This is a genomic window from Sporomusa aerivorans, from assembly GCF_041428895.1.
Lineage (GTDB): Bacteria > Bacillota > Negativicutes > Sporomusales > Sporomusaceae > Sporomusa > Sporomusa aerivorans.
In genome coordinates this window covers 4,707,089-4,718,344 of the sequence record NZ_CP156926.1, presented here as the reverse complement: position 1 = coordinate 4,718,344, position 11,256 = coordinate 4,707,089, and the positions used below count along the sequence as shown (strand labels likewise).

The 11,256-nt window shown below is 50.1% G+C and carries 10 protein-coding genes; all 10 read left to right on the top strand.

Annotated features, from left to right (window positions below; all coding sequences use genetic code 11):
* Positions 1-105: 105 nt before the first annotated feature.
* The 10 genes from prfB to ftsX all read left to right on the top strand — a co-directional run bounded on the left by prfB (position 106) and on the right by ftsX (position 11,247).
* Positions 106-1,216, top strand: a protein-coding gene (gene prfB, locus SATMO3_RS22750) for a peptide chain release factor 2 (protein ID WP_371372050.1) whose coding sequence is annotated in 2 segments (ribosomal slippage) — positions 106-177 and positions 179-1,216 — 1,110 coding nt in all. Because the reading frame shifts where the segments join, the coding sequence is not laid out codon by codon here.
* 130 nt (positions 1,217-1,346) lie between these two features.
* Positions 1,347-2,039, top strand: coding sequence for a DUF2993 domain-containing protein (locus SATMO3_RS22745; protein WP_371372049.1), 693 nt, complete (start codon positions 1,347-1,349; stop codon positions 2,037-2,039).
* A gap of 136 nt (positions 2,040-2,175) precedes the next feature.
* A complete protein-coding gene (locus SATMO3_RS22740) occupies positions 2,176-4,245 on the top strand; it encodes a DUF5693 family protein (RefSeq protein ID WP_371372048.1) in 2,070 nt (689 codons plus the stop codon).
* The gene (gene csaB / locus SATMO3_RS22735; RefSeq protein WP_371372047.1) at positions 4,238-5,335 is read left to right on the top strand and encodes a polysaccharide pyruvyl transferase CsaB; all 1,098 of its coding nucleotides are present in this window, start codon (positions 4,238-4,240) and stop codon (positions 5,333-5,335) included. Before SATMO3_RS22740 ends, csaB begins: the two co-directional genes overlap by 8 nt.
* A 9-nt stretch (positions 5,336-5,344) precedes the next feature.
* A complete protein-coding gene (locus SATMO3_RS22730) occupies positions 5,345-6,190 on the top strand; it encodes a YitT family protein (protein WP_371372046.1) in 846 nt (281 codons plus the stop codon).
* A gap of 318 nt (positions 6,191-6,508) precedes the next feature.
* Positions 6,509-7,351: a transketolase gene (locus tag SATMO3_RS22725; protein WP_371372045.1), complete on the top strand. Its 843-nt coding sequence runs from the start codon at positions 6,509-6,511 to the stop codon at positions 7,349-7,351.
* A gap of 228 nt (positions 7,352-7,579) precedes the next feature.
* A complete protein-coding gene (locus tag SATMO3_RS22720) occupies positions 7,580-8,524 on the top strand; it encodes a transketolase family protein (RefSeq protein ID WP_371372044.1) in 945 nt (314 codons plus the stop codon).
* Between the two features lie 175 nt (positions 8,525-8,699).
* On the top strand, positions 8,700-9,440 hold the full coding sequence (locus tag SATMO3_RS22715; RefSeq protein WP_371372043.1) for a site-2 protease family protein: 741 nt from the start codon (positions 8,700-8,702) through the stop codon (positions 9,438-9,440).
* Positions 9,441-9,683: 243 nt separating this feature from the next.
* A complete protein-coding gene (ftsE, locus tag SATMO3_RS22710; protein ID WP_371372042.1) occupies positions 9,684-10,370 on the top strand; it encodes a cell division ATP-binding protein FtsE in 687 nt (228 codons plus the stop codon).
* Entirely contained in the window at positions 10,360-11,247 is an 888-nt protein-coding gene (gene ftsX / locus SATMO3_RS22705; protein ID WP_371372041.1) for a permease-like cell division protein FtsX, read from the top strand. Before ftsE ends, ftsX begins: the two co-directional genes overlap by 11 nt.
* Positions 11,248-11,256 lie beyond the last annotated feature (9 nt).

Genomic DNA, 11,256 nt, shown 5'->3' with positions numbered 1-11,256 from the left:
ATTGCTCCTGCGCTCGCAATGATATGCAGTTTTTCCGCATTGCGGGCGTCAGCGTGGCAATCTTTCCCCGTAATCGTCAGAGCATGAAACATAGGAGTTGAGAGAGTGCTTTTAGAAGATTTACGCGGGTCTGTTGAGACCCTGGCTAAACGGCTTGATGAAATGAGGGCTTCTCTTTGACGTTGCCGGTAAACTGGAACGCATTGAGGAACTGGAAGATAGAATGAGCGATCCCGCCTTCTGGGATAATCCGGAGGAAGCCCAGAAAATTGCCCAGGAGGTCACCCGTTTAAAAGACGGGATAGGCAATTATCGTGACTTGGCAGGACGGCACAGTGATATGGCCACTTTGTGGCAGCTGGGCATGGAAGAACAGGATGAAAGTGTTTATGCCGAGGTTGCGGCAGCGTTGGCCGGCCTGGAGCGGGATATTGAACATCTTGAATTAACATTGATGTTATCGGGTGAATATGACCATAATAATGCCATACTTACCCTGCATGCCGGCGCCGGCGGCACCGAGGCCCAGGATTGGGCGCAAATGCTGCTCAGGATGTATGTGCGGTGGGCGGAAAAGAACAATTATAAAGTGGAAACAATGGACTTTTTGGCCGGGGATGAAGCCGGTGTCAAAAGTGTTACCATCATGATTGCCGGTATCAACGCTTACGGCTATTTAAAATCAGAAAAGGGCGTTCACCGGCTTGTGCGTATTTCCCCGTTTGACGCCAGCGGCCGACGCCATACTTCGTTTGCCGCTGTGGATGTCATGCCGGAAATTGACGATTCGGTCGAGATTGCAATTAATCCGGCTGACCTGAGGGTTGATACTTACCGGGCCAGCGGCGCCGGCGGGCAGCATATCAACAAAACCGATTCAGCCGTGCGCATGACGCACCTGGCGACCGGAATTGTCGTGCAATGTCAGAGCGAACGTTCGCAGATTCAAAACCGGGAGCAATGCATGCGGCTCCTGCGGGCTAAGCTGTTTGAACTTGAGCGGCAAAAACAGGCGGAAAAGAAAGCCGAGCTCGGCGGCGAATACCAGGCCATCGAATGGGGCAGCCAAATCAGGTCCTATGTGTTCCATCCTTATAATCTGGTAAAAGACCATCGTACTGCGGCCGAAACAGGTAATGTGCAGGCTGTGATGGACGGCGAGCTGGACTTATTTATTGAAGCGTACTTGAAAAGTGACTTAAATATTCGGGAATAGCAACAGAAGCTTGCTTGGTTGTCCCTTTTCGCAATGACAAATACATGCTTTTATGTGGTTGTGTACTCTGTTGCGAACGAAAGCATGGTAATCTTACTCGGCAGTTTCAGCAAAAAGGGGGAAATACCCTATGAAACGTTTGACAACTTTGATTTTGTTTCTCGTTATGGTGATGGCCGGTGTGGAAATTTTGCTGCCCAAACTTGTCTCCGACGCTGTGGCGCAGGGACTCCGCGACCAGACCGGCAGTGCCAAGGTAACGGCCAAAGTAGACAAAAGTCCGGCTATTTTCATGCTGGGCGGTCAATTTGACCGGGTCTTAGCCGATGCCAGCGATGTCAAAACCGACAAGGTCACTTTCCGCAATATGCATATTGCGTTGGGTGGCGTAGCTGTCAACATGCAGTCCCTGCTGTTTGGCAGGAAACTGGAACTGAAAAATGTGGATGATGTCGAAGTGACGGCCACACTTGCCCAGGAGGAAATCGCCAATTATCTTAACAGCTCGGTCAAAGGTGTCAAGAATGCGGTTGTTACTATTAGTTCCGGGAAGGTAGAGGTTGTCAGCGCTTTAACATTTGGCAGCATTGCCCGGGTAGATGTCAAGCTGGAAGGCCGGGTAATCGGCGACCGCGAAAACCGGCGTATTAAATTTGTTGCCGACCGGTTCTGGATAAACAATTCACCGGTTGGGAGCATAGGCGGAGCGCTTTTGACAGAAGTGCCGCTGGTTGATTTGAAAAAGATGCCGTTTGGCGTAAATGTGCGTGACGTCGTTATGGAACAGGGACAGGTTATCATTTATACTGATAACCGGGGCTAATCAAGGAAATAATTTACTTACATATATAACAAGAAAAAATCTAGAAACGCCAATAAAGAATTTCTTTCCGGCAAGCTGTTAGCCAGTGCGCGTCTTTATTGGCTGCTAAATAAGTTTCTATAAGGGTGGAGAGATTTTGTCAACCTTTCAATATAATAAACTGTTAATTGTTCTGATCATTATCGGACTAATGGCTTCTCTGACGATTACCTGGCAGCGACATGGGGTTGAACAAGCCAATTCCACAGTTGACATGGTTATGGAATACGAAGATATTATGGAATTAGCGCAAATAGAGGGTGTTGAGCCGCTGGCGCTATTCAGCCGCTTTAAGGAAGCCGGCGTTACCTCTTTGGCCGTTTATGAGGCTACCCTGGAAAAGCTCAATAAAAGTGGCAAGGTGACTGCGCTGCCTGGTGCGGATATTCTCCACCAACATCGTACCGGCACGCTGACCGAGCCCTTTTGGCTGAACTTAATTGCCGCTGGTAAGATCCAGGCTGAGGATGTATATGTAGTTGGCCAGGATAAGCAGGTTTTTCAGGAAGTGATGAGTGATTTAAGCCGGCGTCTCGGTCCCGGCAGGGTTAGCCTGTTGGCCGAAGGTGACCGGCCGGTACTGTCTGCCAAGGCCAATTTTGAAAAAGTCCAGAAGTGGAATTTGGGACTGTCGTCCTATGAACTGGCGGCCGTAGAAAAGATGGGCTTTTATGTGGTTGCACGCCCGACCAACTATACAAAAGTAACGCCTGATGACGTTAACGCGGTATTCCAGCGTTTGGCCGGAGTAAAAAATATAACCACAATCATGTTTTCCGGCGATGAGGTTCTGGGGTACCCGTCTGTGCTGCCGCTTACGGTCAAGAACTTTAAAGAGCGCCAGATGACGCTGGCCATGATTGAGCATCCGCTGCAACTGCAGTTTTTTAAACAGGAAGGGTTGACCGAGGTTGCCACCGCTCTTAATTATCAGGCTGCCCGTGTGTATGCTATCTCCAAAGATGAGCAACTTAAATTAAAGGTGTCGGAAGCCATTCAACGCTGGGCAGTTACTGATCAGGAACGCAATATCCGGATAAACCTCCTGCGTAAATTCGAGAAAGCCGATCCGGGTAAAACTCTTGTAGAGACCAACCTGGACTACATATCCGGTACGCGGGATGCTTTGCTGGCCGAGGGCTTTACGCTGGGGCGGGCCGGTACCTTTACCCCGTACTTTGCCTCACCATGGCTGCTCTCCCTGGTTGTGCTCGGCGCGACTGCGGCCGGTGTGCTATACCTTTCACTGCTGTATCCTTTTCCTGTTCGCTGGCAGTATATCTTGACAGCGCTGCTGGCCATTGCCCTGATAATTCCTATCCTGAAAGGCGGCGGCACATTAAGCCGGCAAATGGCGGCTTTAGTGAGCGCCAGTGCGTTTCCGGCCCTGGCCATGACCTGGCAGCTTGACCGTTGGCGTAAGCAGGCGTCGGACGGTAGTTTTGATCGCCCGGCTGGTGTGGGCAGAATCGTTCTGGCAGGCGCAGTCTCGCTGCTTATTACCACACTGTGTTCGCTTGCCGGTGGATTTTTCCTGGGAGGTGCGCTGGGTGATGTGCGCTTTTTGCTGGAAATGGAGATCTTCCGGGGAGTTAAACTTACCTTTGTGGGGCCGATCATTCTGGTTACCCTTGCATATTTAGCGCGTTATAACGTGTTCAGTGAAGTTCAGTCCATGAATGCACGCGGTATCTGGAAACAGATCACCAGCATTTTGAATTACCCGATCAATGTAAAAATGCTGCTTTTGTTTGGGGCAGCCGCTTTTGCGGCCTGGGTATTCGTGGGCCGTTCCGGTCATACGGCCGGCGTGCCTGTACCTGCTTTTGAACTGAAGCTTAGAGCTTTCCTGGAACAAGTCATGTATGCCCGGCCGCGTGAAAAGGAATTTTTAATCGGTCATCCGGCCTTTATGCTGGCCGTATTGGCAATTTACCGTAAATGGCCGCGTCTTGTCCAGTATCTGTTGATTGTGGCCGCTACCATCGCCCAGGGATCGCTTGTCGAAACCTTCGCGCATATGAGAACCCCGGTGCTCATGTCAACAATTAGAGGCTGGGATGGCATGCTGCTGGGAGCTGTTATTGGGGCAGTCGCCGTTGTTTGCATTTATGTGGTCCAGAGCGTAGTGGCCCGGTTGGGAAGGAGTCCGGCAGCCCATGAGTGATATTGTTGTCTCAGGCTATTACGGTTTTGCTAATGCCGGCGATGAAGCCATGCTGGCGGCCATGATCGAAGCCCTGACCGACATCGAACCTAATATTAATATTACTGTTATTTCCGGTAATCCGGAAGACACCAGACGTCGGCACGGAGTTTCGGCCGTTTATCGTCTAAATTATCCCGAGATTGCCAGAGTGATAACCAAAAGCCAGCTCCTAATCAGCGGAGGCGGCAGTCTCTTGCAGGATGTGACCAGCGACCGCAGCCTCTACTATTATCTGAGTATTATGATGCTGGCCAAGAAACTGGGGCGTCCTGTCATGCTGTATGCGCAAGGTATCGGCCCGGTACAGGGAGCCCTGGCTCAGGGCGCTATGCGCTATATTGGCAATATGGTAGACTTGATTACCGTGCGTGATGACGGTTCCTACGAGGAATTGAAACGCCTGAAGGTAACTATACCGCCAATTCATATTACCTCCGATCCGGTGCTGGCCATGCATCCGGTAGATAAACAAATCGGCCGTGCAATCTTAAAACAGCATGGACAGGAAGGCGTGGCGCCGCTTATCGGCATTTCTGTCCGGGAGTGGAAAGACTGGGGGCACTATAAACAGGTTTTAGCTCATGCTGCGGATTTGATGATTGAAGAATTAGGGGCCAGGGTAGTCTTTCTACCCATGCAGAGCCCGGACGATCTGAGTGTTTCCGAGAAGATCGCCAGCCGGATGAAGAATCCGGCCGGAGTCTTGCCAGGTGAATATACTACCAGTGAATTATTGTCACTTGTTGGCAATCTTGATCTTTTAATTGGCATCCGCCTGCATGCGCTTATTTTTGCCGCCGTTATGCATGTGCCAATGGCCGGGATATCCTATGACCCCAAGATTGACCGTTTTCTGGAGACTATTGGCGAGCGCCACGTAGGCACCTTGAAGACTGTTACTGCCGAAAGCCTGATGGCCAGAATCCGCCAGTTATGGACCGAACGCAAACAAGCCGGCCGGGAGCGGGAAGAACGCATCAATGTGTTGCGGAACAAAGCGTTTCAGAATGCCGAACTGGCGCTCAGCCTGATAAAAGAAAGACAGTAGGAGGTAGCGATGGTGAAGTGGAAGTGGCTGCGGGACTACTTAGGAATTGTTGTGGGGACGGTGATTACCGCCCTGGCGCTTAACATGTTTTTAATTCCTAATAAGGTTGCTGCCGGCGGCACAAGCGGCCTGGCCACAGTGCTTCATCATACGTTCGGGCTGCCGGTTGGCATGACGATGCTGGCCATGGATGTACCCATGTTTATATTAAGCGTAAAAATACTGGGAGCCCGTTTTGGCGTCAATACCTTGCTGGGAGCCGCCATCCTATCTGCCACGATTGATCTCTCGGCCCCCTTTTTACCGGTTCTGACGCATGATTTATTACTTAGTTCACTATATGGCGGCGTTGTCTCCGGTGTGGGTATGGGTATTGTGTTTAAATTTAAAGGAACTACCGCCGGTACCGATTTGGCGGCCGCTATTATTAATAAATTAACAGGAATCAGCGTCGGCCAGGCGCTGTTAGGTGTTGACTGTTTTGTCATTGCACTGGCAGGCATTGTGTTTGGCAGTGCGGAATTATCATTATATGGCCTGATTTCCTTATTTATTACCACGCACATTATTGATTTGGTACAAGAGGGCGCGAGCGCAGCCAAAGCCTTTTTCATCATGTCCGATTCGTCGGATGCCGTTGCTGAAGCCATTTTGTCCGAACTCGGGCGTGGTGTGACTTTTTTGCCAGGCCGCGGCGCCTATACCCAATTGGAACGCGAAGTCGTGTTCTGCGTAGTCAATACCCGGGAAGTATCTTATGTTAAGGAAATTGTCTACCGCATTGACCGCCAGGCGTTTGTTATTGTCGCTGATGCTCATGAAGTGCTGGGCGAAGGCTTTAAGACAGAACGCTGAAACTGGCTATAACCCCCCATCTGTGCGATGCTGTTACAACAAGCCTACTATTGATCAGCCGAGAAGCTGATATATCTTAGGACAGTCTCTAGTTGTACTGGTTTTCCATTGTACGGACTTCCCAGTACGAATCCGGGTACGTCCTCGTTGCGACCCGTATAAAGTGCGGTGCGCCAATTTACGACTCATTGTTAGCGTTGGGCCATAATGGACTTAGAACGCTGCATCTGAGCATTTCTAGCCAGTTTCAGGCCTTGATGCAACTTATTATTTCTGCACAACAGTAGTATAGATGATTGATTTTAGGAGGTTGAACGAATGACTCAGAAACTTACCCCGCAGCAGCTTACCGAGCTGGCTGGCCGGGCCAAATCCATCAGACGCAATATTGTACGTATGGTTACCGAAGCCAAATCCGGCCATCCCGGCGGTTCCCTGTCGGCGACAGATATCATGTCCGTACTCTACTTTGCCGAAATGAATGTGGCTCCGGATAAGGCCCATGATGCCGACCGCGACAGGTTTGTCCTGTCAAAAGGTCATGCCGCGCCGGTACTGTATGCAACACTTGCGGAAAAGGGTTTTTTACCCGCAGAGGAACTTTTGACCTTGCGCAAGATTGACAGCCGCCTCCAGGGCCATCCGGAAATGAAAAACATTCCCGGGGTTGATATGTCGACAGGCTCGTTGGGACAAGGCTTAAGCGCTGCTAACGGCATGGCGCTGGCCGCAAAACTCGATGCCAGGGATTACCGTGTGTACGCCCTGTTGGGCGACGGTGAACTGGAAGAAGGACAAATCTGGGAAGCCGCTATGTTTGCCGCTCATTATAAGCTGGACAACCTTACGGCTTTTGTTGACTTTAACGGCCTGCAGATTGACGGCCCGGTAGCTGAAGTAATGTCACCGCTGCCCATTCCCGAAAAATGGCAGGCATTCGGCTGGAATGTACTGGTCATTGACGGCCACGATTACAACGCTATCTATGATGCCATTCAAACTGCTAAAACAGTAAAAGACAAGCCTACCATGATAGTGGCCAAAACTATCAAAGGCAAAGGCGTCTGCCAAATGGAAAACGTTGTCGACTGGCACGGCAAAGCCCCCAGCCGCGAAGAATGCGACCTGTTCCTCTCTGTGCTTGAAGGCATCGAAGATTGAAAGATAAAGCAGATCAAAAGCTATTGAGATCGAAATAGTAGGTACTTCAACGTGTACTAAAAAGTAATGAATAATACACGCGGATGGCTATGGATGTCCAGCTGCTAGGCGCGCCGAGGACGTACCCGTAGTCGTACTGGGAAGTACGTCGGAGGGGACGCCCGCAGAAGCAACAACGCAGATGGGCATTCAGAGTCATTCGCCCATGAAAGAGGTGCAAAGCTATCTATGGGTAATCAACTCGCCACTCGCGAAGCCTACGGTCTGGCTTTAAAAGACCTGGGCGACCGCAATAAAAATGTCGTAGTCCTGGACGCAGATTTGTCCAAATCTACAAAAACAAATGTATTTGCCAAAGCGCATCCGGATCGGTTTTTTAATGTCGGCATTGCCGAACAGAATATGATGGGGGTGGCTGCCGGTCTGGCTGCTGCCGGTAAAATACCCTTTGTTTCTACCTTCGCTATGTTTGCCACTGGCCGGGCATTTGAACAAGTCCGCAATTCCATCTGCTACCCGCAGCTAAATGTTAAAATTGCCGCCACACATGCCGGTTTGACGGTAGGCGAAGACGGCGCGTCCCACCAGTCCATTGAGGATATTGCCATCATGCGGGTGGTGCCGAACATGACGGTCATCGTTCCGGCAGATGCTATTGAAACCAAGCAGGCTATCGATTTTGCCGCCGCGCACAAGGGACCGGTATACATCCGCCTGGGCAGGGCGGCTGTGCCTAATGTGTTTGGCGAAGCTTATGAGTTCCGGATTGGCAAGGCCGCACTGTTAACCGATGGAACCGATGTGACTATTATCGCCTGCGGCGTAATGGTGGCGCCGGCCCGGCATGCGGCCGAAGCACTTATTTCCCAGGGAATAAGCGCCCGGGTACTGGACATGGCTTCCATCAAGCCTATTGACAAAGAAGCAATTATTGCCGCCGCCCGGGAAACCGGCGCCATTGTCACCTGCGAAGAACATAGTATTATCGGCGGTCTGGGCAGTGCTGTGGCCGAAGTTGTCGTCGAACACGCACCTGTGCCGCTCGAACGAGTGGGCGTAATGGATACCTTCGGGGAATCCGGCACACCCGGTGATCTCCTGAAAAAATACAATCTTACGGAAGAAGCCATCGTGGCGGCTGCGAAAAAGGCCGTTAGCCGCAAAAAAGCGTAATTTCTCCCCAGCCCGGTAATCAACAACGCTCAGAACCCAAGACAAAAGGATTGCTTCGGCATACCTCCCCGCAGTGACAGGTTTTGCAAATTCTTTACTGCGAAAAATATAAAAAATCCCGCACATGCATATCTATGATGTATGTGCGGGATTTTTGCGTTAAAGGAGGGATGGCGTGAACTCCTGGAAAGTAATTAACCTTGGACGGCGGGTAGTACGACGGGCCGGAATTGGCGCAGTCGGCCTTATGGCGTTGTTTCAAGTGGGCGGCGCTGTTTCTACAGCCGTATCCATGGTAGTATCGCTGGCCTTTTATGCGCTGGCGTTTGGTATCCGGTTTGCAATCGGCTTTGTCATCCTGCTGTTTGTGCATGAACTGGGGCATGTGGCGGCAACCCGTATCGTCGGTTTGCGTGCCCGTGGTCCCACCTTTATCCCGTTTATTGGTGCAGTGATTAGTTTAAACCGCACTCCGGTCAACGCAAAAATGACGGCAAACATAGCCATTGGCGGACCGGCAGCCGGCACTCTCAGCGCACTGGTGTGTCTGGCCTTTTACTTTTGGAGTGACAGCATACTTCTGCTGGTGCTGGCCTATACCGCCTGCCTTCTCAATCTTTTTAACCTGATCCCCTGCGCACCGCTTGACGGTGAACGAATTGCCGCAGCTATTTCGCCGCGGCTTTGGTGGCTTGGCAGTTTGGTGCTGGGAATAGTATTTTTATATACCCGCAACTTACTGGTGCTCATTATATTTTTGTTTTCCCTCTTTGAATTATGGCGTGACGGAGAAAATTACAGCGACAGCTATTATCAGCTTACGGCGGCGCAGCGTCTGCAGGTAGCCTGGTGGTATTTTGGCTTGCTGAGTGTCCTGGGAATTACTACGCTATATACTATGGATTTACTGAAATAAATTTATGGTAAAATATGTAAAAAACACAATTATTCTTGTAGGAGAAAGCAGGTTTTTCATGACTAATGTCGAATAAATCTATCCTGTGACTAACCGCTCTGGACTCTGACTTCGCAAAGTGGGAGTTAAGAGCGGATAAGTCATAGGCTAAAGGCGACTAACCTTCATGCAGGACAAGACCCTGCCTGAAGTTACGTTTGCTTTATTGTTTGTTCTCGACTATACAATGGAGGTACACTCGTATTGATTTACATGAGTGAAGTGTCGAAAGTATATGGCAATGGCTCGGTTGCGCTGGCAGACGTTTCAGTTGAAATCGGCAAAGGTGATTTTGTATTTGTAGTAGGTCCGAGTGGTGCTGGCAAGTCGACATTCATTAAACTGGTTTTCCGGGAAGAACTGCCCAGCAACGGCCGGCTTGTAGTTAACGGGCGCAACATTGTTGACATGACGCCAAGTCAGGTACCGTATTTGCGCCGTAGCCTGGGAATTGTATTTCAGGACTATCGCCTGTTGCCAAATAAAACCGTATATGACAATGTGGCATTTGCCATGCAGGTTATAGAAGCACCGCGCCGGGAAATGCAGAGACGGGTACATAATGTACTTGAATTGGTGGGACTAAGACATAAGATTCGCACATATCCGTCAGAACTATCAGGCGGTGAACAACAGCGGGTGGCAATTGCCCGGGCTATTGTCAATAATCCGGTAATTATGATTGCCGATGAACCGACAGGCAATTTGGACCCTGATACTTCATGGGACATCATGAAGGTATTTGATACCATTAATAAGGCGGGGACTACCATTGTGATGGCCACCCATGACAAAACAGTGGTTGATGCCATGCGAAAACGGGTTATTGCCATTGAAAAAGGCCGTATTGTCCGTGACCAGGTGAAAGGGGTATACGGCTATGAAGATTAGGACCTTTGAATATTTTGTGCGGGAGGCGGTTTCCTCACTGAGGCATAACGGTCTGATGAGCATTGCTTCGGTAAGTACTGTGGCCCTGTCGCTACTTATTCTGGGTATTTTTCTGGTAATGGTGCTAAACCTTAACCATATTGCCTCGACGCTCGAGACTCAGGTTCAAATTACGGTTTACATGGAAGACGGCCTGTCCGACCGGGATATGCGGGAAATTGGCACCCGCATTACCAAAATAAACGGTGTCACGCAAGTTATGTTCGTCGACAAGGAAGAAGCCATGGCCAAATTTAAGGACAGATTAGGCGAACAACAGGGTTTGCTCACGGCGCTGGGAGATGCCAATCCTCTGCCGAACTCTTTTGAAGTAAAGGTGGACAAGCCTGAATATGTGAAACCGGTAGCCCAGGCAATAGCACAGCTTAAAGGAATTGAAACGGCAAAATACGGTCAGGAGGTTATCGAACAGCTCTTTAGCCTGACCAAGATGATCCGGATTTTTGGACTCATCCTGATTGTATTCTTGGCGTTAGCCGCTTTGTTCATAATTTCCAATACCATTCGAATTACCGTTTTTGCCCGCCGTAAGGAAATTGGCATAATGAAATACGTGGGCGCTACGGACTGGTTTATCCGGCTGCCGTTTATGATCGAGGGCATGATTTTAGGGTTTGGCGGTGCACTCTGCGCTGTGTTTGTTTTAAGTCAAAGCTACAGCGCTCTTACCGAGAAGGTCTATGAATCGCTGGCTTTTTTGCCGCTCATTCCTAAATATCCGTTCTTACACAATATCAGTATGATACTTCTGGTGGTTGGCACTGCTATTGGCGCGCTGGGGAGTACAATTTCCCTGCGACGGTTTATGAAAGTATAGTTGTAAAGG

Coding starts and splice junctions, on each gene's coding strand:
- ftsX (WP_371372041.1), top strand. CDS start 10,360: ATGAAGATTAGGACCTTTGAATATTTTGTGCGGGAGGCGGTTTCCTCA.
- SATMO3_RS22720 (WP_371372044.1), top strand. CDS start 7,580: ATGGGTAATCAACTCGCCACTCGCGAAGCCTACGGTCTGGCTTTAAAA.
- SATMO3_RS22745 (WP_371372049.1), top strand. CDS start 1,347: ATGAAACGTTTGACAACTTTGATTTTGTTTCTCGTTATGGTGATGGCC.
- SATMO3_RS22725 (WP_371372045.1), top strand. CDS start 6,509: ATGACTCAGAAACTTACCCCGCAGCAGCTTACCGAGCTGGCTGGCCGG.
- csaB (WP_371372047.1), top strand. CDS start 4,238: ATGAGTGATATTGTTGTCTCAGGCTATTACGGTTTTGCTAATGCCGGC.
- SATMO3_RS22730 (WP_371372046.1), top strand. CDS start 5,345: ATGGTGAAGTGGAAGTGGCTGCGGGACTACTTAGGAATTGTTGTGGGG.